Source organism: Streptomyces sp. NPDC028331 (assembly GCF_055565775.1).
On sequence record NZ_JBVHTR010000038.1, the window covers coordinates 15,538 to 38,827 of the forward strand.

The window sequence follows — 23,290 nt, forward strand, 5'->3', positions numbered from 1 at the left end:
AGTGCGCAGCAACGTAGCAGAGGATTGGTTTTCCCAGCGTCCAAGAACCGATCAGTTCCTGGACACACGTGCCTGACGGTCAGAGCCGACGGGCTGGGTGGTGTTCACGCACGTAATGCCGTTGTGAGCGCGATGCCCGCCCCTCGGAACCATGCACCGGAAACTGCATGGGGCGGGGCACGTGGAGTTGGATTGATTTCGCCACCACCGGCGCGCTCGCCTCCCACCCTACGATCACCCGTTGACCGCCGTCGGCGCCGGCACCCTGCTCGAGGAGATCCATCAGCAGATCCCTGAGCCATCGCCGTCGAACCGAAGAACTGCCGCGCGTCGAAAGCCGCCCTGCAGGCCGGCCGTCGTCCTTCATCTCTCAAGTCAACTGCGCAGGAAGTCGAAGGCACGGCCCTCAACCCCGCCGTTCGGGTGACGGGGGTCGTGCTGCCCGAGATGCCCACAGGCAGATGTCCGTGTAATCAGTAACTCCTGGCCCCGGGAGCGAGGAGGCGGGCATGGAGCAGCGTGCGGTCGCGGATCTCGACGACCTCACGGTGTTCTTGGCCCGGCTGACCGGCCTGCTCCTGCGCTCGTCGGGTGAGGGCGCTCATCGCATCGAGCGTGCGGTGACTGGAAGCGCCCGCGCGTTCGGCGGTGTCGCGTCCCTGTTGCTGGTGCCGGAGGCGGCGGCGCTCACGGTCACTGCAGCGGACGGCAGCACCCGCATCGTTGTCGTGCACGGCTTTCCGGACGTCTTCCGTCTCGACCAAGTCGTCGCGCTCCAGCCGCTCCTCGCCGATGTGCGGGCAGGCCGGATCGGGATCGCGGAGGCCGACCGCAGGCTCATGGAGATCGAGGCGGCGCCGGCGCCGTACCCGTGGTGGCTGAAGTTCTTCGGCGTGGTGCTGTTCGCGTTGGGTTTCGCGCCGGCGATGCAGCCCACCTGGTACGAGGTCGCCACCACGGCCGTGCTGGGCGCGCTCGCCGCGGCTCTCGTGGTCACGGCAGACCGCGTGCCCCGGCTGCACCGGATCCTTCCGCTGATGGTGTCGACGGTGGTCTCCATCGCCACGATCGAGCTGTTCGCCGACAACCCTGCGCGCGGTGGTCCCGTGCTGCTGATGCTGCCTGCGTTGTTCTACTTCGTCCCCGGGGACTACTTGAGCGCGGCGACCGCCGAGTTGGCGGCCGGTCTGATCACCACTGGTGCGATCCGGCTCGTGTACTCCGCCTTTCTCCTGGTCCAGCTGTATGTCGGTGTGCTGTTCGGTGTCTTCTTCACCGGCTCCTCCCCTCACGCCCTCTTCGATGTCGCCGCCCACTCCGACCTGCCCCGGTGGGCGCTGTTCGTGGCCTGGATCGTCTTCGTGGCGGGCACGCTGCTCGCTTTCGCGATCCCCCTGCGCTTTTTCTGGCTGCTGCTCCTTCTTGTCTACGTCACTGTTGGCGTGCAGTCGGCGTTCACGAAGCTCGTCGGGGAGACGGGTGGCACGTTCGTCGCCGCAGTGGTCCTCGCTGCCGCGGCTACGCTGATCGCGCGCGGGCCACGTCGCCCGCCCCGGCTGGTCCTGATGCTGCCCGGCTTCTTCACACTCACCGTCGGCTCGCTCGGCATGCGCGGCCTGACCACTCTGGCCGGCGGCTATGTCGAGGGTTTCCAGGACCTGCTGAAACTGGTCACGATCGTCACCGCCCTCGCCATTGGCCTGGTGGTCGGCGTAGCGCTCACCCATAGGGACGGCGACACGTAGGCGAGACGGCCCACGACCCGCGCACCGGCAGTCCTTCATCGAACGGGCTACACGGCCGCTTCTCTCGGACGGGCCTGGCCTGCGGCGTCAGCCGGAAGAGGGCCGGTCGGTGGCAGTGTCCGTCGGGGGGTGTGAGGGTGGAAGGCATGTGACGTCCATCGAGGAGCCACGCATGATCGTCACCATCGTCGGTGCCGGGAACATGGCCCGCGGTATCGGTACTCGGGCATTGGCAGGCGGGCACTGCGTCCGTCTGCACGATCGCAAGCCGGCCAAGGCAGAAGACCTGGCCACCGCGTTGGTCCAGGCGATCCCCGGAGCGGATGTCACCGCGGTGGAAGCCGATGCTACGGCTGATTCCGACATCCTGGTGCTCGCCGTGCCTTATCCGGCCGGACGCGACATTGCCGCAGCATGGCACAGCGCCCTGGCAGGAAGGATCGTCGTCGACATCTCCAACCCGGTGGATTTCACCACCTTCGACTCACTCGTCGTACCTCCCGGCACTTCAGCTGCCGAACAGATCGCCGCCGCCGCGCCGGAAAGCCGGGTGGTCAAGGCCTTCAACACCACCTTCGCCGGGCCGCTCACCACAGGTCAGGTGGCCGGCCGGCCACTGGACGTCTTCATCGCCGCAGACGATGACACGGCAAAACAGGCCGTAACGGACCTGGTCTCCTCCGCGGGGCTGCGCCCCCTGGACGTGGGACCGCTGCGCCGGGCGCGCGAGCTGGAAGCCTTCCAGTTCCTGCACATGGCCTCACAGGAACGGCTTGGCCTGAACTGGTCCAGCGCCATCGCGATCCTGCCGTGACAGCCGGCCGATCCCCGCAACCAGAAGTCTGCCAGGACCCCGAACGCGTTCGCGCGTATCCGGCAGACGGGTCCCCACTGGGGCTCCTTCGACGGTGGGGAAGGAAGGTGCTGATGCGTGGCCGGCTCATTGTCCCCGCAGAACGTGGCCGAGGTGACCCGGGCGCTGGACCTGAGCGGGGTGTTCGTCAACGGCATGCTCGGCGGCGTGCTGGCACGGGACCGCCGTCTGGACCTGTTCGGCTTCCTGGCCATCGGCATCGTCTCGGGCTTGGGCGGCGGGATCGTGCGCGACACCCTGTTGCAGCACGGCACCCCTGTGGCTCTGACCGACTACACCTATATCGCCGTAGCCGCCGCCGGCACCATGCTGGCCTTCGTGGCCGATCTGAGCCGCCACACCACAGGCCTGCCCTTCAACCTGCTCGACGCCCTGGCGCTCAGTGTCTGGGCGGTCGCCGGGGCGCAGAAGACCCTCGCTGTTGGTCTGGGCTGGCTGTCGGCCGTGCTGCTGGGCACGATCACAGCAGTCGGCGGTGGTGCCATCCGGGACATCATGCTGAACCGCACCCCCGCCATCTTCGGCGGCAACCGCTTGTACGCGACCGTCGCCGTGCTGGTGAGCGGGGTCATGGTCCTCTGCCGCCGGCTCGGCGCGCCCACCGTCGGCATCCTGGTCGGCATCGTCATCGGCGTTTCACTACGGCTGGCCGCCCTCACCTGGAACTGGAGACTCCCACGCAGCCCCGACTGGAGACCGGGAACATCGCAGGATCAGGATTCCTGACTCCACAGTCAGTCCGACCCCGCGGAGGAAAAACGCAGGTGATCGCTCACTGAGGAAGAGGAGCACGCATGGCTCTCAAGGAATCCGCACATGCGGTGCTGGCAGGACTCGGAGGTAACCGGTCCGAACTGAAAGAGCTCTAGAAGGGCCTGCATGACGGGGCCACCAGCGACACCGGACCGCGACCCGGGTGACGGTGCATCTGAAGAACTGCGGCTACCAGGTGCATGAGGGGATCGGCGGTGCCGGCGTAGGTGGCGTGCTGTCCAACGGCGCCGGTCCGATGCCCTGCCGGTCCGCACGGTGACCAGTCGGCGGTGTTCCGTTCGGTCGCCCCGGGCCCGACCACCCAGCGCCTGCGGACCTCGACAATCCGCTCTCCCCGGAGCAGATTCCGTCCTGGGACCGATCCTGCATCCCCGTGTCTTCTGCGCCGACGCTGCCGCGACTGCGGCGTTCGGGCCTGTCGGCCGCGTGGTGTCCCGGACCGTCACCGTCCGTGGCTGTATAGGGCTCGTCATCGTGTGCGGTAGGCGTGACGCGAGGTTGCGTCATACGGTGAGTAAGGGCGCGTTCCCGCGGGCACTCGACGGGGTCTCGGCGCCAGGGTGCCGATCAGGCCGTCGTCCAACCAGGGGCGGGGGCTCCGCTGCCCGTGAGGTGCTTGCGTCTCCGCTTGGGATCAGGGTTTCGTCGGTGATCGTCAGGAAGGGGCGCGTGTCATGCGCGCACACTCCCAGGATCCGGTGCCCCAGCCGGTGCTGTCCCCACTGACGAACGCGGCGATTTTCCTGGTAGTGACCATCGACCCGGGCGGTGAGTTGGTCGTACGGGAGCTGTTGTCGGACCTCAATGGGCTGCAGCGGGCGGTCGGCTTCCGGGCGACGCCAGACGGAAAGCTGAGCGTGGTCGCGGGCATCGGCTCGGAGGCGTGGGATCGGCTGTTCGCCGGCCCCCGCCCGGCGGAACTGCATCGTTTCCGTGAACTGGTCGGTGCGCGGCACCAGGCGGTCTCGACACCGGGTGACCTGCTGTTCCACATCCGCGCGGCTCGGCTGGACCTGTGCTTCGCCCTGGCGGCCGAGATCATGGAGCGGCTTCGCGCCGTCGTCACCGTTCGCGACGAGGTGCACGGATTCAAGTACTTCGACGTGCGAGACCTGCTGGGGTTCGTGGACGGCACGGAGAATCCGACGGGCCCGACGGCGAGGGCTGCGGTGTTGATCGGTGACGAGGACCCCCGGTTCAGCGGAGGCAGTTACGTGATCGTGCAGAAGTACCTGCACGATCTGCACGCTTGGAACGCACTTCCGGTGGAGGCGCAGGAGATGGTGATCGGGCGGCGGAAGCTGTCCGACATCGAACTCGACGACACCGTCAAACCAGCCGACTCCCACGTGGCGCTGACCACGGTCGAGGACCCGGACGGGGCGAAGCATCAGATCCTGCGCGACAACATGCCCTTCGGCGCCGCAGGGCAGGGCGAATTCGGTACGTACTTCATCGGCTACGCCCGCACTCCGGCCGTGACAGAGCGGATGTTGGAGCGCATGTTCCTGGGAGCCCCTCAGGCCCCCCACGACCGGATTTTGGACTTCTCCACGCCGGTCACCGGATCGCTGTACTACGTGCCCAGCAGCGACTTTCTCGAAGGCCTTCCCGAGCCGGCGGCCGCGGGTGAGAGCGAGGAGACCGAAGGAGCCGGCGAGATGGGCAGCGTGGATGAGATCGAGGCTGTGCCTGTAACGGTCCGCCTGCCTGCTGCGGACGGCTCACTGGGGATCGGCGATCTGAGGACGTGACAGGAGGCGAGCACCGGCGATGGACAATCTGCATCGGGAACTGGCACCCCTCTCCGCCGCCGCGTGGGCCGGCTTGGAGGACGAGGCACGACGGACGTTCAAGCGGCACATCGCGGCTCGCCGAATGGTCGACGTGCCCGAGCCAGGGGGGCTGGAGCTGGCAGGTGTGGGGACCGGTCACCTGCAGGACGTGGAGGCGCCGGCTGAAGGGGTCACCGCTCGCGTACGTCGTTTCCAGCCGCTGGTCGAGTTGCGGGTGCCGTTCACCGTCGATCGGCAGCAGGTCGACGACGTCGCACGAGGCGCCAACGACGCGGACTGGCAGCCGGTCAAGGACGCCGCTCGGCGGATCGCCTTCGCCGAAGACCGCGCGGTGTTCGAGGGGTACGCGGCTGCGGACATCTCGGGGCTGAGGGAGAGTTCGTCCAATTCCGTTCTGGCACTGCCGGCTGAGGTGCGCGATTACCCGGACACCCTCAGCAAGGCCCTGACCGCGCTGCGACTCGCCGGTGTGGGCGGCCCCTACGCCCTGGCTCTGAGTGCAGTGGCGTACACCGCTGTCAGCGAAACGTCCGATTACGGCTACCCGGTCATCAAGCACATCGCCCGGGTCCTGGACGGCGACATCGTGTGGGCACCCGCCATCGACGGCGCCTTCCTGGTGTCGAAACGGGGCGGAGACTTCGAGTTGCGCATCGGCCAGGACCTGTCCATCGGCTACCTGTCGCACGACGAGCGCAGCATCCGGCTGTACTTCCAGGAGACGCTGACCTTCCTGGTGTACACCAGCGAAGCCGTCGTAGCCGTGGAAGCCGAGACTCCCAGGCCACCCGAACGCTCGGAGGTACAGACATGAGGGTAGGCGTAGCGGGATCGGCCACAGCCCTGTCCCTGGTCGAACGCGGCGGAACCTCCCGGGAGATCGTGCTTGTCGACCGCAACACCGCCCGCGCCGACGGCGTCGCCGCCGACCTGCGCTACGCCGCGCCGCTGTCCCCGACGGTCGACGTGTGCTCTGGCGGCTACCACGACCTGGTGGGAGTCGAGCCGATGACCTGCGCGCCGGACGCGTTCAACTCCGGTGAAGGGATCCTCACCCTGCAGCCCGGCGAGACACATCAGACGCAGTGGGGCATCGAGCCGTATACCAAGCCGCCGATCAGCACTCTCCGCGCGAGTGACATCGATGCGGCGCGGCCGGAGCGTGGCCAAGGACTCGGCGGATGAACCAACAGGAGGACATCGGCATGAAGGCGATCACTGTCGTTCCCGGTGAACCGGATCGGGTCATGACCGGCGACGTCGACGAGCCCGACCCGGACTACGGATCGTTGCTGGTCGAGGGAAGACTGCTCGGCATCTGCGGGACGGACGTGGAGATCGTGGAAGGGGGCTACGGCACGCCGCCGCCGGGCCACGACCGTCTGGTGGTGGGGCATGAATCCCTCGGTGAAGTCCTGGAAGCGCCCGAGGGCAGCGGGTTCGCACCTGGCGACCTGGTGGCAGGCATCGTACGGCGTCCCGACCCCGTGCCGTGCGGGCCCTGCGCTCATGGTGAGTGGGACTTCTGCCGCAACGGCCAGTACACCGAGCGGGGAATCAAGGGGCGCGATGGGTACGGCTCCGAGCGGTGGCGCATCGAACCCGAGTACGCGGTCAAGCTTGATCCCCGGCTCGGGGACTGCGGGGTGTTGCTGGAGCCCGTGTCGGTGCTGGCCAAGGCATGGGAGCAGACGGAGCGGATCTTCGCCCGGGCTTCCTGGCGGCCCGAGGTGGCGCTGGTGACCGGCGCCGGGCCGATCGGCCTGTTCGCCGCGCTGCTGGCGGTGCAGCGAGGCCTCGAGACGCACGTCCTCGACCTCAACGACCGCGGCCCCAAGGGCCGCCTGGTCGCTGATCTGGGCGCCACCTTCCACACCGGTGACATACAGGACGTCGGGGTGGTGCCCGACGTGGCCATCGAATGCACGGGCGCCGGTCCCCTGGTCTTCGCGCTGACGAAGCTGGTGGCGGCCGATGCGGTCATCTGCCTGACCGGCATCTCCTCCGGTTCGAGGAAGGCGGAGGTAGGACTGGACGAGATGAACAAGGAGATGGTGCTGGAGAACTCGGTGGTGTTCGGTTCGGTCAATGCCGGCCGCCCCAACTACCAGCAGGCTGCGGACGCGCTGGCCAAGACGGAGTTGGGCTGGCTGGAGCGGATTATCACCCGCCGGGTGCCCATGAGCAGGTTCTCCGAGGGGCTGCACAAATCCGGCGACGACGTGAAGGTCGTCGTGGATCTTCGTGCCTGATGCGCAGCGCCGTCTGTTACGGGTGCGAGTTGCGGCGCCTTCCTCTCAAGCGTGTCCACAGGGTTGACGGAGGGGCGGGCACGGACAGCTCGCCCGGGTCTTCCGGAGCTGCCCGGGCGATGTCGACGGCTTGTGCCGCGTCGACGCCGGCGAAAGCCATGAGATCCGTGGCCACCATGCGTACCGCCATGCGGAGGGCGGTGGGGCGCCCGGTTCCATGCTCCCGTGCCGCGAGCCGGTGCACGACGTTCAGCGCACGGTGGGCAGCGCGTCGACGGGTTTCGTGATCTCCCGGAGTGCGAGCGAGCTCCTCGAGCTCGCCGGCCAGCTCGCGCACGTCCGGGGCAGACGCGGCGAGTTCCTCGCCGTCATCCATCCGGTGGGCCGTGGCCATACGGGCGAGCATCAGGCAGCTGCTGCCCAGCAGATCGAGCCGCTCCGCGTTGTGTCTCTCGCGCGAAATAGGAGTCACTCGTCCCCACCAGACGGGTGAGTGTCGAATGATGCGACGGCTGCTCTCGCGAGCCCGAGCGAGGTCCATCAGCAGGTCCCGGGCACTGTGCAGGTGCTGGGCCACTTGGTCATTGAGCGAGTCGTCATCGCGTTCCAGGGCCTGCGCGGTGAGGCGCAGGACGCTGCCGATGCCCGCCAGGGCCGCAGATTCGGCTCGGCGCAGCAACATGACCGGCTCCGCAGGAAAGACCAGCTGGCTGAACACCAGGGCAACACCGGATCCGATCACCGCGTCGACGAGTCGTTGCGGCCCGGCCCCGCCACCTACGGCCACGGCAAGGATGGCGCTCACGGCTGCCTGTGCGATCACGATGCGTTCGCCCCCCAGCGCGAGCGCGACCACCATGGCCACGAAGGCTGCCGCCGCCAGGGCTCCGTACCCGTGGTGCAGCACCGACATCGCCAGATCCGCAGCAAGAATGCCGACGATGACTCCGAGCACCAGCCGCACGGCGTTCGTGCCCCGCTCTCCCCGCGAGGCGTTGAGCGCGACGACAGCGGCGACCGGGGCGAAGAACGGCTGCCGGTGGTGAACAACGTGCCTGGCAATCACCCATGCCGTGCTCGCAGCGGCCGTCTGCTGCAGCACCGGCCACGCGCCTGCGGCCACCCGTGCCCACGCCCGGGACCCGGCGCGCACCACTGCGCGCCGCCACCTGCCCACGGGGCCGGCACGTAGACGCAGCCTCAACCGGCCTCCGCTCCGACCCGCGGACGCCTGCGGAAGCGAGTCTGCAATGCGGCATCGACCTGCTCGAAGTCGCGGTCCCGGGTCTCAGGAACGTACCGGCTGACGAACCACAGCCCGAAGGCGCAGACAGCCGCGAAGACCCAGAAGGTCTGCCCCTGTCCGATCACGTTCGCCACCGGCAGGAAAACGAGGCTGACCACGAAGTTCGAGATCCAGTTCACCGCCGTGGAGGCACTGGAGCCTGCGGAACGGGCAGGCGGGGGGAAAATCTCGCCGATCAGCACCCAGAAGACGGGCCCCAGACCCACGGCGAACGCAGCGATGTACACCACCATGAAGAGCAGGGAGAGCAGCGCGTTCATGCCGACCACGAAAGAGAGTCCCAGCAATGCGAGCATCACCAGCATGCCGGCCAGGGAACCCAGGAGCAGGCGGCGTCGCCCCGCACGGTCGACCAGTCTGATCGCGACAATCGTCATGAGCAGGTTGATGACGCCGATGGCCACCGAGTACAGGATGGAGTTCGATGCACTCAGTCCGGTGTTCTCGATGGTTGTCGGCGCGTAATAGATGATCGTGTTGATACCACCGAACTGCTGCACAGCGGCCAGCGTCAGTCCCACGATCAAGGCGGGCCGGACCCTAGGCTCCAGCAGGACACGCCACCCCTCTGCCCTTGGGGAGTTGCTCCGATGCTCCTCGGTTTCCCGGCGTTGCGCCTGCTCGATCAAGTGGTCGGCTCGTCCCTCACCGGCCACCGACACGATCAGCGCCCGGGCCTCGTCTCTCCGGCCGTGACGGATCAGCCACTGAGGCGACTCCGGCAGCAGCCACAACGCTCCGGCGACGATCCCCAGGGCCGGAAGTGCGCCGACCGCGAACATCCCACGCCACTGCCCACCACTCGCGAAGAGGAGGTTGACGAAGTACGAGATCAAAATGCCAGTGGTGATCATCAACTGGTTGAGGGTCAGCACACGCCCGCGGATCTCCTTCGGCGAGACCTCCGACAGATAAACCGGAACAGTTGCCGACGCCGCTCCCACGGCCAGGCCGAGCACGACCCGGCCGACGAGCAGCGCCCCGTAACCGGGAGCAGCTACCAGGATCGCGGTTCCGATGAGGAACACCGTTCCCTCGATTCCCAGCGCCTTTCTGCGGCCCAGGTTCTCCGCCATACGCCCAGCGGCCACCGCGCCCAACATAGCCCCGATCAGCAGCACGCTTACCACGCTGCCCTGCTCGAATGCGCTCAGGCCGAAGTCGCGCTTGATATACAGCAGGGCACCGGATACCACGCCGGTGTCGAATCCGAACAGAAAACCGCCGAGCGCGATAACCGCTGCCCAGCGCCAGACTCGCCGACGGCCCCCTTCCGAGATTTCGGCCAGGGGCCCTTCGGTGCCCGGCTCTCTGGAGAAACCTTGGACCATGCGCGTCCCCTTCGCAGCAGGAGGAATCGCTCGCCTACGCAGACGACTGGAAACGCCGACGACGAGTCCGTCGGTGTTACTTTCTTGGCTCGATACGGTCGATGGGGCAAGACTCGCCGCATTGGAAACAACGCTGGCCCCCGGCGGAGCAGTGCACCCACTGACTCGTCTCGGCGAGGCGTTACTGCCAGTTGGTAGAGGTCCGTTCGGAGTGCGCCAGCCATGGGCCAAGCGAGCGAACAACGGTCCTGGCAACTCTGTCGGCGACCTGGTGCCGGTAGATCATTCCCCTACACAACAAAAGGTCCAGGGAAACGCAATGCTCCCGGCCGGGGTGCCGACCGGAGGGGGCCACGATGGACGACGTGAGGTTGCGGTGACGCTCGGCCTGGCATCCAGGAAGGTTCACCCGAAGGTCCCGCAGCGCCACGGCGAAGGCGGTAAAGCACACATCACCAGCATCGAGGGGCTTGCTGCACTCTCGCTGGACGCGCTGAGCTCCATCGCCTATGGCCCGGAGGCCATCGTGATCGTGCTCGCCGCCGCCGGGTCCGGGGCGATCGCCGCGGCGCTGCCGATCACACTCGTCATCGCCGCGCTGCTCGGCGTGCTCGTCATCTCATACTGCCAGGTCATCGCCGTGCATCCGGATGGCGGGGGTTCCTACGCGGTGGCCAAGAAGGACCTCGGTGCCAAGACCAGCCTGCTGGCAGCCGCCGGCCTCGTGATCGACTACGTCCTCACCGTCGCGGTCAGCCTCGCCGCAGGCGCGGCCAACCTCGCCTCGGCCTTCCCTGTTCTCGCCTCACACCTGCTGCTCGTGTGCGTGGTCGGTCTGGCCTTGCTCACCGCTGTCAACTTGTGGGGCATCGCGGACAGTGCGCGGGTGTTGATGCTGCCCATGGTGCTGTTCGTCGTCAGCATCCTCGGCGTCATCGTCGTCGGTCTGTTCCGCTCCCATCCGGTCGCGGCAATCGGCAGTCCTCAGTCGGTACACGCCACCCAGGCGCTGAGTATTCTCCTGCTGCTGAAGGCATTCTCGTCAGGGTGTTCGGCACTGACCGGCGTGGAGGCCATCGCCAACTCGGTGCCGATGTTCCGTCAACCGCGCATCAGGCGGGCGCAGCACACGGAGCTCATGCTCGGTGTGCTGCTCGGCGTCCTACTGATCGGCTTGTCAGTGCTGATCCGCCGCGACCATGTGACGCCACACGCGGGGGTGACGATCCTGGCCCAGCTCACGGCCGGCGCCTACGGCACCGGCTGGTCCTACTACGCCACCAGCCTCGTCGTCACCCTTGCGCTGGGGCTGGCCGCGAACACCAGCTTCGGTGGCCTGCCCGTACTGATGAGTCTGCTCGCCAAGGACAACCGGCTGCCCCACCTGTTCGCCCTGCGCTCCGAACGGCCGGTGCACCGCTACGGGGTCGTCGCCCTCGCCCTGCTCTCCCTGATCCTGCTGATCGCCGTCAATGCCGATACACAGCGGCTGATCCCGCTCTTCGCCATCGGGGTATTCCTCGGGTTCACCATCAGCCAGCTCGGACTCGTGCGGCACTGGACGACGCAACGCCCCCACGGGTGGGTGCCCCGCGTGCTGATCAACGCCATGGGAGCCGTGCTCAGCGCCGTCGCAGGCGCCGTCCTGCTCGCCACGAAATTCCTCGCGGGCGCGTGGTTCGTCGTTGTGACGCTGCCGCTGCTCATGCTGCTGTTCGCCCGGATCCAGCGTTACTACACCAAAGCCAGCACCAAGCTCGCACTAGGCCGGACGCCGAGGCCCCCAACGCGTTCTCCCAGCCTGGTCATCGTCCCGTTGGGCCAGGTCGACGCTGTCGCCGAACGCGCTGTCGCCGCCGCACTCTCGCTCGGTGACACGGTCGACGTCGTCGCAGTCTTCTCCGATCGCATAGGGGCCGACGCCATGCGCGCCGCCTGGGACCAGTGGAACCCCACGGATGTACGGCTCCATATCATCGACAGCCCCCACCACTCCCTCGTTCACCCCGTTGTCAGGTACGTCGAACGAGCCTGCAGCGACGGCAAACAGGTCGCCGTGCTCATCCCGCAAGTCGAACCCCGTCACCGCCGCTACCGCATTCTGCAGAACCAGCGGGGCATCCTGCTCGCCACCGTGCTCAGCTCCCGAACCAACGCGGTGATCTGCCTCCTCCCGTACCACCTCGACCTGTGACCGGACAACGACGGCTGACTTACCCCCGATGGCCGGCCGACTCCGCCGCGTCACCTTACGGGCCGGAGCCGAGTCGCCACCGCGCTGAACAGGGGGCACTCTGGTACTTGGTGGCAGCACATCCGCAGCAACGTTCCCGAGATCGCGTTGGCCGCGACGGCTCCCACCCGTCGCCCCTGATCACAGGAGAACAGATATGGCAGCACCGATCGCCGTGCTGTTCGACATCGACGAAACCCTCGTCCACACCGGGGGAGCTGGAGCACGCAGCTGGGCGTGGGCCTTCGACAAACTGCACGGAGTCGCCGCCGACATCGGAAAGCACACATCGGCCGGCGAGACCGATCCCGAGGTTGGCTGGAAGACCTTCCGAGCAGTGCTCGGCCGCGATCCGAACCACGACGAGATGGCCCGCCTGTACGCCGCCTACCTGTGGCACCTGTCGGATGACATCCGGACCTCAGAACACTACCGAGTCCTGGACGGGGTCGAGGAGACACTGACGCAGATCGCGAACGCCGGGATCATCCTGGGGGTCCTGTCCGGAGCCATGGAAGGCGCCGCGCGGACGAAACTCGAGCCCGCGAACCTGGGCCGCTACTTCGTCTTCGGAGCCTACGGCTCGGACTCTCCCGACCGGACGGAAGTGACCCGCCTGGCCATCGCCAAGGCCGCCCGGCTGCACGGAAGGGACTTGGCGGTCCAGGACGTGTACGTCGTAGGCGATACACCGCTCGACGTACAGGCTGCGCACGCTGCTAACGCCACCGCTGTCGCCGTGGCCAGCGGCCACTACACCGCTCAAGCGCTGAAGGCCGTGGCACCCGACCACGTCCTGGACTCCCTGCTGGAACCCTTCCCCGGCCTATGACGGGGCTCCATATGTCGAGGTGACCCAGGCGATGGACTGAGCGGGGTGTGCGCGGTGTGCGCCAACGGCATGCTCGGCGGCGTGCTGGCATGGGACCGCCGTCTGACCCGAATACGCCAAAAAGGAGGAATCCGGATGAAGCCCTCGCTGGCGCTGTGCGGTTCGCTGGCTCCCGCGATCGCACAAGTTGTTACGCCGGGTGTGCGGCCGGGCCCAGCCACGCGAGGGCCGCAGCCGTCAGCGCCGTGACGCCGTTGGTGAGGGTGGGCTCCATGACGGGCGCGAAGAACGGCGAGTGGTTCTGCGGAATGTCCCGGTTCCTGGTGCCTGCGGCATCAGCTTTGGCAAAGGCGTCGGGGTCTGTGCCGCCGAGCAGCCAGTAACAGACCGGGACGTTCGCGCTGGTGCCGAAGACGCCGACGTCCTCACTGCCGGAGGAGGCGCCGGGGTCGTTCAACTTGTCGTGGCCGACCACGTCACCGATGGCGGCCAAGGCGCGGGCGCACGCGTCCTCGTCGTTGAACATCAGCGGGAAGGTGTGCATTGTGTCGATCTCGGGCTCCCGTTGCGCCCCGGCGACCGCCGCCTCCCCGCGTACGATCCGCTCGACCGCGTTCAGGACGGTCGCGCGGACCTGCGGGGTGTAGGTGCGGATGTTGAGCTGGAGTTCGGCCTCGTCCGGGATGATGTTGTCCTTCGTCCCGGCCTGCAGTGCGCCGACGGTGACCACAGCCCGGTCCTTGGAGGCGATCTCGCGGGAGACCACGGTCTGCAGTCGCATCACGGTGGAGGCGGCCATCACCACGGGGTCGATCGCCGCTTCTGGCATCGACCCGTGTGCCCCGCGCCCGAACATGCGCACTTTGAGCGCGTCGGTGGCGGCGAAGGCGAGCCCCGGGTGGCAGGCGATCGTGCCGACCGGGATCGACATCACGTGCTGCCCGAGGACGACGTCGGGGGTGCCGAAGCGGGCATACAGACCGTCGTCGATCATGGCCTGGGCGCCCTGGCCGAGCTCTTCGGCGGGCTGGAACACGGCCAGGACAGTGCCCGACCACAACTGTTCGGGCACGCCGGCGAGGAGCGCCATGGCGCCGAGCAGGCAGGTGACGTGCACGTCGTGGCCGCAGGCGTGCATCACTCCCTCGTTCGTCGAGGCGTAGGGCAGTCCGGTCCGCTCGGTGACGGGCAGCGCGTCGAAGTCGGCACGCAACAGCACGGTCGGGCCTTCGCCTTTCACCAGCTTGGCCACGACGCCGGTCCGCCCCACGCCCTCGGTGACCTCGTAACCCAGCTCCCTTGCGTTGCGGGAGACTTCGGCGGCCGTGCGGTGCTCCTCGAAGGACAGTTCTGGATGGGCGTGCAGGTCCTGATAGAGCGCTTCGAGGTCCTGGATCAGGGTGGCATCCAGGCCCGCCAGAACTTGCTCAGTGGCGGATGTAGTCATCATGAGGGCCCTTCGTAACCCTTCCTGCTACGGCGATGTGATGTTGCGAGGCGGTGGGGCGCATCGGTTTCCTCGACTCTGCGGGCACAGCGCCGAGGGTCGGGAGTCGCCGTCGCCTGAGATGGCGGCCGATGATCGGGTGGCCATCGACGAAGGTGAAGAAGACGAGATCGCTGCGATATCTGCCGGAACTGTGAGCGCCTGACCCGGTGGATCGCGAGCGCCGCGGCACAGAGGGCAACGCGCAAGAGAACGGCGACGGAGAAGGCGGCTGTCGGAAGACCCCGGGGCGGAGAGGCACGTCCCGCAAGCTGGCTGGTCACCGGATCGCCTTTCGGGTGCCATGGCGCCGGCAAACTGGCTGCGTACCACATACAGGACCGTGTGCAGCTGACTGGTGCCTGAGACCACACACAGTGTGTATGTTGTGTGCTCCAGCTGACGCGTGTTTGCCCTTTCTGCAAGACGACGACCCACCTGTGCGTCTCGCAGTGCTCGACCAGCTCCCTGTGGAGCGAAGGATCCGCCACGGCACGACGGCCGCCTCCGTCCATGCCCGTCGCTACTTGCCTTCACTAATACGGTCGCAGCCGTCGGCGTCCGCCGCACCTGGAGGCCATCCCCGACGACGTAGGTGATGAGGCAGGTGGCGAGGCCGAGGAAAACTTCATGGATATCGTCTCGCCGTTCTCATCGGATGCGCAGGCGGCGGAAGCCGTGGAACCAGGAGATGGTGCGTTCGACCCCCCGGCGGAAGACGGCCAGGCCGGAGCCGTGCGGCTGGCCGCGTTCGGCGATCAATGGACGGATGCCGCGGGACCAGAGCAGTCGCCGGTACTTGTCGTGGTCGTAGCCGCGGTCCGCGAACACCATGTCCGGCCGTCGCCGTGGCCGGCCGACGGCCCCGGCCACGGCCGGGATCTCGTCGACCACCAAGTCCACCGCGGGAACCCGCCCGACGCACCGCAGCTTGTGCCTTCGGTCGAGCGAGTGGCCGCGCTGACTGGCCGACCGCCCGGCACCGTCGTCGCCGACCGCGGTTTTGGCACGGCCGCCAACGATCGGACGCTGGCCGAACTCGGCGTTCAGCGGATCGGCCTCCAACGCAACGGAACACCGGGAAAGGCGCGACGCGAGTACGAGCACACCCGCCCTTTCCGACGGATGCGGAACTGGAGAGTCGGCATCGAAGCCCGGATCAGCCACCTCAAACGCAGCTTCGGCTTCCGCCGCACCCGATTGCGCCGCCTGGCGGGCGCGCAGACCTGGGCCGGACTTGGGATCTTCGCCTACAACCTCCACCGGATGACCGTCAGTGGCCAGTGAGGACGGAAGCGCCTCAACTCGGCACAGCAACGACCCCGGAGCAACAGGGCGGCCACCAGGCCAAACGCTTTTTCAGGAGCAAGTAGCCAGGCGCGTGTGGTGATCTGTCGGACGCGAAGTGGGCCCGGCGGGATCCTCCTCGCCGCTGTCGGCCCTGACCCGACGGCGAGGCCGTGTTCGCGGCAGCGGGAAGCGTTCCCACCACCAAGGTGTTGGGAACGCCCCGCGTTCCGTGGTGCCGCCTTGTCAGTTGCAGGGCAGGTCGAGGTGATACGTGCGGTGGCCGGAGTCGATTTGGACGTCTGTCCAGTAGGGGCCGGACAGGACGTACCGGGCGTCTACCCGTCGGCTGCTTGGGCGAGGGGGGTGTTCTCCGGGAGTGCGCCGGGAGTGGGTTCCATCGCGTCGCGGACCGTCAGTGCCACGGCGGGGGCGCCGGGGGCGGGTGTGTCGATGTCGACGCCGCGGCGGCGGAGTTTGGCGGTGTAGATGGTCTCGCCGGTGAGCAGGCGGCTGGTGCCGGTGGCGAGCACGATGGCTGCCATGAGGGGAAGGATGATCGTGTACTCGCCGGTGAGTTCGAACAGGATGATGACGGCGGTGATGGGGGCGCGGGCGGCGCCGGCGAAGACCGCGCCCATGCCGATCAGGCCGTAGGCGCCGGCCGGTCCGGCGAGGTGCGGCAGCAGGTGGTGGGCGGTCTGGCCGAAGGCGGAGCCGAGCATGGCGCCGATGAACAGGCTGGGGGCGAACACGCCGCCTGAGCCGCCGATGCCGATGGTGAGTGAGGTGGCGAGGATCTTGCCGGCCAAGAGGGCCATCAGGAACAGCAGCGCGTATCGGCCGGCCAGGGAGTTCTGAAGGACGGGGTAGCCGACGCCGTACATCTGCGGCAGTGCCAGCAGCAGGCCGCCGAGGAGAGCACCGCCGACCGCGGGACGCGCCCACTCCGGGCCCCGCCAGAGCGCGTCGCAGGCGTCTTCGATGCGGTAGAGCACCTTGCTGAATGCCACTCCGGCGAGCAGGCCGAGCAGTGCGAACAATGCGTACTGGACGAGGTGTTGGACATGGAAGGGGGGCAGGTCGAGGAAGGGGGCGTTGCCGAAGGAGGCGCGTCCTATGACGCTGGCGGTGACCGAGGCGAGGACGACCATGCCGAAGGCTTCGGCGGTGAAGTCGCGAAGGATCAGTTCCATGGCGAAGAACACGCCGGCCAGCGGGGCGTTGAAGGTGGCCGCGATGCCGCCGGCCGCACCGCAGGCCACCAGGACGCGCAGCCGGTCCTCGGCGACCTTGACCCAGGTGCCCAGGGTGGAGCCGAGGGCGGAGCCGATCTGCACGATCGGCCCTTCGCGGCCGACCGAGCCGCCGCCGCCGATGCACAGCGCCGAGGCGAGCGCCTTGACCGCTGCGACCTGGGACGGGATGCGGCCGCCGCGACGGGCGACCGCGTACATCACCTCGGGCACGCCGTGGCCGCGGGCTTCCCGGGCGAACCGATGGACCAGCGGGCCGTAGACCAGCCCGGCCAGCACGGGAGCAGCGAGTACGAAGTAGCGGCCCATCCAGGGCAGATGCGGGTTGGCCGCATGGCCGGCGGCCGAGTAGTCGCCGTGGCCGGACAGCAGCAGCGTGAAGGTCTCGATCAGCCATCGGAAGACCACCGCACCGCCACCGGCTCCTGCTCCGACCAGCAGGGACAGGACAAGCAGGCCGCCTTTGGACTCGCGCAGCGCACTCCAGGCGCGCCGCAGGCCGCGCTGGGTCGCCAGGGGCCGCACCGGCGCAGCATGACCGGCGGCGGGGGTGGATATGGCAGGGGGGACCGTGTCACTCATACCATGCATTATGCAAAATTTGCTTGGTGCGGGGAAATGGGGGTGGGGTCCGGCCGTCCCGCCCGACCGGGTAGAACTGGACTCATGTCCGAAGCGAAACCGGCCCCCGCACCCGCCGACGTCACCGAGATGGTCGCCGCCGTCGTCACCGCCTCCCGAGCGCTCGTCGCCGTCTCGGCCCGCTCGCTGGCAGCGGTGGGGGAGACACTGACCGTGCCGCAGTTCCGAATGCTGGTGGTACTGGAGGCCGGGGGGCCGGTCAACCTCTCCCGGCTCGCCGAGCACCTGGCGGTCAACCCCTCCACCGCCATGCGCATGGCCGACCGGCTCATCGCCGCCGGCATGGTGGAGCGCACCACCGACCCGGCCGACCGCCGCGCCGCGAAGCTCGCCCTCACCCCGGGCGGGCAGCGCGTGGTCCGCCAGGTGACCCAGCGCCGCCAAGAGGAGATCACCCGCATCGTGGAGGCCATGCCCGACGAGCGCCGCAGCGCGATGATCGAGGCACTGCAGGCGTTCGCCGACGCCGCCGGAGAACCACAGGTCGCCCCCGGGACCTACGGAGAGCTGCTGCTGCCCGGCTGGGACTGACTCACTCTCCGCCCGGGGCCCCGCGTTTCGGATGGGCGCCTGGGATATGGGCCAGCACGGCCGCCAGTGCGATCAGCAGCGCCAGGCCGGCCAGCATCCCGCACAGCGGCGGGCCGGGCCGGGCGATACTGGAGGAGATGAGCAGAGCGGTCGCGGCGGCGGGCGGATGAGCGCGTGCAGCACGGTCAGCAGCACAAGCGTTGTCCCGACCGCCAGGGCCTGCGCGGCGATCTGGGCGAGGCTGTCACGGTGCTCTTCGGCGACCGAGGGGTTTCACAGCCCGAAGACGGCCAGCCAAGCCAGCCCGCACCCGGTCGCGGCGGCGTGGCCCGAGCAGCGAGCTGCGCAGCCGCGACGCCTCGTCTTCGCGATGCGCCAGCAGCAGGTACGCCGTCGGCCCCACCGTCGTGGTCAGCCACACCCCGCCAGCCGCATGCCCGGCCAGGCCCACCACCGTCAGCGCCACCGCGGCCAGCGCCAGCAGCCGGGCTCCCGCCACCCACGTCGCTGCGAGAGCAGATCTCAATGGCTAAGGTCACCACCCTCCTAGGGCGTGTATCGAAAGCGGATCTTGGACCTGGGCTGATCTTGATTGGTGGCACGTGGAGATCTGGCGGACGCACAATGGGTTCGCCTGGAGCCGCTGCTGCCCAAGGGCAAGAAGCCGGGACGTCCGCCGATATGGACGCGGCGGCAGCTGATCGACGGCATACGCTGGCGGACCCGGACCGGGGCGCAGTGGCGGGATGTCCCGGAGCGGTACGGGCCATGGGGTCGGGTGTACGACCTGTTCCGCCGCTGGCAGCGGGACGGCACCTGGAAGCGGATCTTCACCGAGCTCCAAGCTCAGGCCGACGCGAAGAACCTGATCACCTGGGACACCAACGTCGACTCCACCGTTGTGCGCGCCCACCAGCACGCCGCTGGGGCGCGGAAAAGGGGGACCTGCAAAAGGAGCCGCCCGGCGGCATCGCCACCGAGCCGGACGACCACAGCCTCGGACGCTCGCGCGGCGGCCTGACCACCAAGTTGCACCTGGCCGTTGAGCAGGGCCAGAATCCCATGTCGATCGTCATCACGGCCGGACAGCGCGGGGACTCCCCGCAGTTCGAGCCCGTCCTGAAGGCAATTTGCGTGCCCCGCATCGGGCCGGGCCGACCACGCACCCGGCCCCACCGCGTGCGGGCGGACAAGGCGTACGCCTCCCGCCGATCCGGCACCTCCATCCGCAGCGAACATTCCTCTCGGCGAGGCAACAGACAGCTCAAACGAGCCTTCTACCTCGCAGCCTTTGCCTCCCTCTCGCAGCCGGACTCACGGGCTTACTACGACAAGAAACGCCGGGAAGGCAAACACCACGTCGCCGCGGTCATCTGCCTTGCGCGGCGCCGCATCGACGTGCTCTTCGCCATGCTCCGGGACGGAACCTTCTACCAGTCGCCCATCCCGGTCACCGCTTGACGAAGACCATAGGGGCACCTTTTGCCGCCCTCAGGCTGACGGAGTCGATCGCACACCGCGACCGGTCCAAGTCGCCTCGGCCGCCAAGCTCATTGAGCAGGACACGGGGAGCCGAGCCCAGACCCGGTCCTGGCTCCACCGGGCAAAGCGTCGGTAGAGGGTGGGCCAGGCGGGACCGAAGACCGGCGGTGATTGCCGCCAGGTGCGGCCGGAAGTGGCTACGAAGATGATCGCGGCCAGCGTCTCGCGGTCACCCGTCCGCCGCCGATCGCCGCCCTGCGGGCGCTTGATCTCCGTGGGCGGCACCACCCGACGGAACAACACCCACAACTCGCTCGGAACCAGCCGCTCAACCAGGTCTGCCACAAACCACACAACGACCCAACAGCACCAAAGGAAACGATGTCTAAGCTCGTCGGCATGACCGATGACCACCTCGCCCGAGTTCTGGAGCGGCTCGACGCATGGCTGGAAGCAAACGCCACCGCGGATTACGCAGCCTTGAACACGCCCGCCGCACAGGACGACATCCAAAAGATCGCCGAGTACCGGTTCGATCTTCATCCCGACCTCGTCACACTCCTGCAGTGGCACAACGGCATCACATTCGGCCTTCCGGGCAACGCCGGGTACATCCTGCCCGGCGGATACTCCATCCTGCCGGCTGAGAACATGAAGGCCGGCCAGCGTGAGATGGAACAACTGGTCGCGTGGAGCCTCGAAGAGGACAATGATGATGCTGTCACGATGTTCGTCATCGCCGACGGAATAGAGATCACCGGTGACGGGCAGACGCACTACTTGCGAGAGGACCTGGGGCTGACCGCCGCGCCGGGAAACGCACACGTCAAGTGGGTCCCGATCGGCGCGAACATATCGGGCGACCAACTGGTCGTCGACCACCGGCACGGCCCAACGTACGGAAATGTCCTCGATGTTGCCCACGACGACCCGGGCTTCCGGATCGCGTGGGACAGCGTGCGCACGATGTGCGAAGACATGGTGACATCGCTCGAGACGAACCAACCCCTGTCCCGCTGCAGGCTGGGGTTGACATATGCGCCGCGCATCCGGGCAGAAGGCAGCGGAGCAGTCCTCGACTGGGATATCGCCTGAAACAGAAGGGCCCCAATATGACACACACTGGGGCCCTTCTGTATTCTTCTGTCGACTACTCCCTACGGGCGGACCACGTACACCTCATCGGGGCGGCAGTCCTCCAGCCCAGGAGCGGCGATGTAGAAGGGATCGTCGTCGCCCATCCGCGCCTTCGTATAGCAGGCCGAGAGTCCTCGGCCTGCTGCTTCGTTCTGCTTGGCAGACATCGAAGCCCTTCGGCACACTTCCTGCCACGTCGGCGCGGGACGTCGGGGCGGTCGTCGGGATACAGGCGCCACTTACCGTCACTGTCACTCTTTTTCGCATACAGCTGGACGCACTGGTCTCCGCCGGTCACGGATTGGCCGCCACTCTCCTTTGTGGCGGCAAACGGATACTCGTCGCACTGACGGCCATCCGGGCTGTTTTTGTCACTTCGGGTGTCGCTTCGGTGTTCGTCGTGTAGGAGGTTGGGCAGATCTTTCCTCTGTTCTTCTGCCTTACGTCGCTTTCTCTCTACCGGTGCAGCGGCTTGCCGTACTGCGCGCTGCCCGGATGCGACGGAAGTTCCTCCCGAAGCGGGAACCGACACTGAGTTGTCGCAACCTATCTGATCGAACAGCGAGATTTCCGGCTTGTCCACGGGAAGGAGGCCCTTCCACTCCGGGCTTTCGGCCTTGAAGCTCAGGAACACGCCACGGTCGAACGACTCAGACGTGCCGGCTGTCGGCGGTCCACGTATTCGCCTTCGTCGCCGAGGCCCAGTGCTTGTCCGCGAGACTCGTCCACGTTGCTCCGGTCCAGTTGTTCGTGTACGTGGCGTCACAGCTAGGGGTGCACGGGGTGTCCCAGTAGTCCAGCGACACGCCACCAAGATCGGTGTCCATGTCCACAGCGACAATGGACATGCGTTCCGTGAACGTCGCCTTGTTCTCCGTCTTCGCCTCCACGAACACGTTGAACGCCGCATGGGCTGTCTGAGCGTTGCCTTCGGGATCCTTCTTCGTCCAGTTGACGAGCGTGGTGAACGCCAGGCAGCCTTCGCGGCGTTCGATCGTGTAGGTCTGCGTCAGGCCCGTCTGAGCACACCACGGAACAAGAGGCGTGATCAGACCGTCTGTGGCCACTGCGGCTCGCGTCAACGGGTGAGGGGTGGTCAGCGGCTTGAACGTGACGCACTGACGACCCTCACCGTTCTTCAAGCCCTCCGTGCACCTACCGTCTGCCGCAAGGGAACCCGAACGAGGAAGAGGATTGGTGACGACGCCGGGGGGCACCGTTCTTGTCGACTTCGAGCCCCGCCGTCCTGTCGACCTACTGCCCGACCGGGAGGCATCGAGCCTGGCGGCCTGGTTCGCCGATCGGCCCGGCGTCGAGGTCGTATGCCGCGACCGGGCGCCCCTCTTCGCCGAGGGCGCCACCGCCGGTGCACCGCAGGCCGTCCAGGTCGCGGACCGGTGGCATCTCTGGCACAACCTCAGCGAGGCCACCGAGCGGAGCGTCGCCCAGCACCGTCGCTGCCTCCGCGCTCTGGTCCCCGAACCCGGACCCGGACCCGGACCCGGACCCGGACCCAAGGCTGTTCCGGCCGCGGACTCGTCCGGTTCTCCTTGGCCGCGCGGGCACCGATTCGCCGACCGGACCCGGGCCAGACATGCTGCCGTCCATGCACTGCTGACGGCGGGACACAGCCGGCGCTCGGTCCAGCGGCAGCTCGGGATGACCTACCGCACCGTCAAGCAGTTCGCTGAAGCCACGACGCCGGAAGAGCTGTTCATCGGCCAGTGGCAGAACCGGCCCTCCATCCTCGATGACTACAAGCCGCCCTACCTGGACGACCGCTGGAGCAAGGGCTGCACCAACGCCTGGACGTGTGGGAGGAGGTCGTGCCACTCGGCTACAAGGGCAGCTACCAGCGCGTTCGCGCTTACCTGCACGACAAGCGCACCTCGCCGCAGCCGGTGACCGCCCGGCCGCCCTCGCCCCGGACCGTCGCCGGATGAATCCTCCGCCGGACGGACGCCCTCACCGGGACCGAGTAACTCCAGCTCAAGGCTGTCCGGACGCACTGCTCCGAACTCGACGCCCTCACCGGGCACGCCCGCTCCTTCGCGACCATGCTCACCGAGCGCAAGGGCGAGCGCCTGCCCGACTGGCTCGACGCCGTCCGGCGAGACGCCCTGCCCAGCCTCCACACCCTGGCCGCGGGCATCGACCGCGACGCCGTCATCGCCGGCCTCACTCTGCCGTGGAGTTCTGGCGTTGTTGAAGGGCACGTCAACCGGATCAAGATGCTCAAGCGCCAGATGTTTGGCCGGGCAGGCTTCCAGCTGCTGAGGAAGCGAGTCCTGCTCGCAGGATGAGCTCTGGTGCCATGCGATAGATT

General features: G+C 67.7%; 18 protein-coding genes and 5 pseudogenes. 15 read left to right on the forward strand and 8 right to left on the reverse strand.

All coding sequences use genetic code 11. From position 1 onward, the window contains the following. Positions 1 to 509: 509 nt before the first annotated feature. The 7 genes from ACZ4SW_RS35315 to ACZ4SW_RS35345 all read left to right on the forward strand — a co-directional run bounded on the left by ACZ4SW_RS35315 (position 510) and on the right by ACZ4SW_RS35345 (position 7,441). On the forward strand, positions 510 to 1,745 hold the full coding sequence (locus tag ACZ4SW_RS35315; RefSeq protein WP_468253177.1) for a threonine/serine exporter family protein: 1,236 nt from the start codon (positions 510 to 512) through the stop codon (positions 1,743 to 1,745). A 172-nt stretch (positions 1,746 to 1,917) separates the two neighbouring features. Continuing rightward, positions 1,918 to 2,559 (forward strand): NADPH-dependent F420 reductase, encoded by a 642-nt coding sequence (locus ACZ4SW_RS35320; RefSeq protein WP_468253178.1) that lies wholly within the window; start codon positions 1,918 to 1,920, stop codon positions 2,557 to 2,559. Positions 2,560 to 2,676: 117 nt separating this feature from the next. Next, positions 2,677 to 3,345 (forward strand): trimeric intracellular cation channel family protein, encoded by a 669-nt coding sequence (locus tag ACZ4SW_RS35325; RefSeq protein ID WP_468253179.1) that lies wholly within the window; start codon positions 2,677 to 2,679, stop codon positions 3,343 to 3,345. A gap of 722 nt (positions 3,346 to 4,067) precedes the next feature. After that, a complete protein-coding gene (locus tag ACZ4SW_RS35330; protein ID WP_468253180.1) occupies positions 4,068 to 5,147 on the forward strand; it encodes a Dyp-type peroxidase in 1,080 nt (359 codons plus the stop codon). 19 nt (positions 5,148 to 5,166) lie between these two features. Further along, positions 5,167 to 6,003 carry a family 1 encapsulin nanocompartment shell protein gene (locus ACZ4SW_RS35335; RefSeq protein ID WP_468253181.1) on the forward strand — a complete coding sequence of 279 codons (837 nt, stop codon included), beginning with the start codon at positions 5,167 to 5,169 and terminating at the stop codon, positions 6,001 to 6,003. Further along, a complete protein-coding gene (locus ACZ4SW_RS35340; RefSeq protein ID WP_468253182.1) occupies positions 6,000 to 6,374 on the forward strand; it encodes a hypothetical protein in 375 nt (124 codons plus the stop codon). The genes ACZ4SW_RS35335 and ACZ4SW_RS35340 overlap by 4 nt, the downstream gene beginning before the upstream one ends. Positions 6,375 to 6,394: 20 nt before the next feature. Continuing rightward, positions 6,395 to 7,441 (forward strand): glucose 1-dehydrogenase, encoded by a 1,047-nt coding sequence (locus ACZ4SW_RS35345; protein WP_468253202.1) that lies wholly within the window; start codon positions 6,395 to 6,397, stop codon positions 7,439 to 7,441. A 16-nt stretch (positions 7,442 to 7,457) separates the two neighbouring features. On the opposite strand, the gene ACZ4SW_RS35350 is transcribed toward ACZ4SW_RS35345, so the two are convergent. Together ACZ4SW_RS35350 and ACZ4SW_RS35355 are read right to left on the reverse strand one after the other, a co-directional pair. Then, positions 7,458 to 8,543, reverse strand: a complete 1,086-nt coding sequence (locus ACZ4SW_RS35350) for an FUSC family protein (protein ID WP_468253183.1) — start codon at positions 8,541 to 8,543, stop codon at positions 7,458 to 7,460. 98 nt (positions 8,544 to 8,641) lie between these two features. Beyond that, positions 8,642 to 10,078 (reverse strand): sugar porter family MFS transporter, encoded by a 1,437-nt coding sequence (locus tag ACZ4SW_RS35355; protein ID WP_468253184.1) that lies wholly within the window; start codon positions 10,076 to 10,078, stop codon positions 8,642 to 8,644. A gap of 376 nt (positions 10,079 to 10,454) precedes the next feature. On the opposite strand from ACZ4SW_RS35355, the gene ACZ4SW_RS35360 reads away from it, so the two are divergent. Further along, positions 10,455 to 12,272: an APC family permease gene (locus ACZ4SW_RS35360; RefSeq protein ID WP_468253185.1), complete on the forward strand. Its 1,818-nt coding sequence runs from the start codon at positions 10,455 to 10,457 to the stop codon at positions 12,270 to 12,272. A 196-nt stretch (positions 12,273 to 12,468) separates the two neighbouring features. Further along, complete coding sequence (locus tag ACZ4SW_RS35365; RefSeq protein WP_468253186.1) at positions 12,469 to 13,143, forward strand: HAD family hydrolase; 675 nt, start codon at positions 12,469 to 12,471, stop codon at positions 13,141 to 13,143. Between the two features lie 190 nt (positions 13,144 to 13,333). Here the strand turns inward: ACZ4SW_RS35365 and ACZ4SW_RS35370 are convergent, their stop codons facing one another. Continuing rightward, positions 13,334 to 14,590, reverse strand: a complete 1,257-nt coding sequence (locus ACZ4SW_RS35370; RefSeq protein WP_468253203.1) for an amidohydrolase — start codon at positions 14,588 to 14,590, stop codon at positions 13,334 to 13,336. Positions 14,591 to 15,283: 693 nt separating this feature from the next. Continuing rightward, a pseudogene (locus ACZ4SW_RS35375) lies at positions 15,284 to 15,496 on the reverse strand (IS5/IS1182 family transposase); the annotation flags it as partial. A gap of 15 nt (positions 15,497 to 15,511) precedes the next feature. On the opposite strand from ACZ4SW_RS35375, the pseudogene ACZ4SW_RS35380 reads away from it, so the two are divergent. Continuing rightward, positions 15,512 to 15,916 (forward strand): annotated as a pseudogene (locus ACZ4SW_RS35380) (transposase); the annotation flags it as partial. Positions 15,917 to 16,260: 344 nt separating this feature from the next. On the opposite strand, the pseudogene ACZ4SW_RS35385 reads toward ACZ4SW_RS35380, so the two are convergent. After that, positions 16,261 to 17,754 (reverse strand): annotated as a pseudogene (locus tag ACZ4SW_RS35385) (chloride channel protein); the annotation flags it as partial. Positions 17,755 to 17,838: 84 nt separating this feature from the next. Between ACZ4SW_RS35385 and ACZ4SW_RS35390 the strand changes: the two are divergent. The 3 genes from ACZ4SW_RS35390 (at position 17,839) to ACZ4SW_RS35400 (ending at position 19,806) form a co-directional block, all read left to right on the forward strand. Then, positions 17,839 to 18,345: a MarR family winged helix-turn-helix transcriptional regulator gene (locus ACZ4SW_RS35390; RefSeq protein ID WP_468253187.1), complete on the forward strand. Its 507-nt coding sequence runs from the start codon at positions 17,839 to 17,841 to the stop codon at positions 18,343 to 18,345. Positions 18,346 to 18,940: 595 nt separating this feature from the next. Then, positions 18,941 to 19,366 (forward strand): IS5 family transposase, encoded by a 426-nt coding sequence (locus tag ACZ4SW_RS35395; RefSeq protein WP_468253188.1) that lies wholly within the window; start codon positions 18,941 to 18,943, stop codon positions 19,364 to 19,366. A gap of 8 nt (positions 19,367 to 19,374) precedes the next feature. After that, positions 19,375 to 19,806 (forward strand): transposase, encoded by a 432-nt coding sequence (locus ACZ4SW_RS35400; RefSeq protein WP_468253189.1) that lies wholly within the window; start codon positions 19,375 to 19,377, stop codon positions 19,804 to 19,806. Positions 19,807 to 19,822: 16 nt separating this feature from the next. Here ACZ4SW_RS35400 and ACZ4SW_RS35405 read toward each other — a convergent pair. Beyond that, positions 19,823 to 20,172, reverse strand: a pseudogene (locus ACZ4SW_RS35405) (transposase); the annotation flags it as partial. Between the two features lie 54 nt (positions 20,173 to 20,226). On the opposite strand from ACZ4SW_RS35405, the gene ACZ4SW_RS35410 reads away from it, so the two are divergent. Continuing rightward, positions 20,227 to 20,922 carry an SMI1/KNR4 family protein gene (locus tag ACZ4SW_RS35410; protein ID WP_468253190.1) on the forward strand — a complete coding sequence of 232 codons (696 nt, stop codon included), beginning with the start codon at positions 20,227 to 20,229 and terminating at the stop codon, positions 20,920 to 20,922. A 55-nt stretch (positions 20,923 to 20,977) separates the two neighbouring features. On the opposite strand, the gene ACZ4SW_RS35415 is transcribed toward ACZ4SW_RS35410, so the two are convergent. Both ACZ4SW_RS35415 and ACZ4SW_RS35420 read right to left on the reverse strand, forming a co-directional pair. Next, positions 20,978 to 21,730 (reverse strand): NucA/NucB deoxyribonuclease domain-containing protein, encoded by a 753-nt coding sequence (locus ACZ4SW_RS35415; protein ID WP_468253191.1) that lies wholly within the window; start codon positions 21,728 to 21,730, stop codon positions 20,978 to 20,980. Then, on the reverse strand, positions 21,615 to 22,106 hold the full coding sequence (locus ACZ4SW_RS35420; RefSeq protein ID WP_468253192.1) for a hypothetical protein: 492 nt from the start codon (positions 22,104 to 22,106) through the stop codon (positions 21,615 to 21,617). The genes ACZ4SW_RS35415 and ACZ4SW_RS35420 overlap by 116 nt, the downstream gene beginning before the upstream one ends. A 70-nt stretch (positions 22,107 to 22,176) precedes the next feature. Here ACZ4SW_RS35420 and ACZ4SW_RS35425 point away from each other — a divergent pair. Next, positions 22,177 to 23,267 (forward strand): annotated as a pseudogene (locus ACZ4SW_RS35425) (ISL3 family transposase); the annotation flags it as partial. Positions 23,268 to 23,290 lie beyond the last annotated feature (23 nt).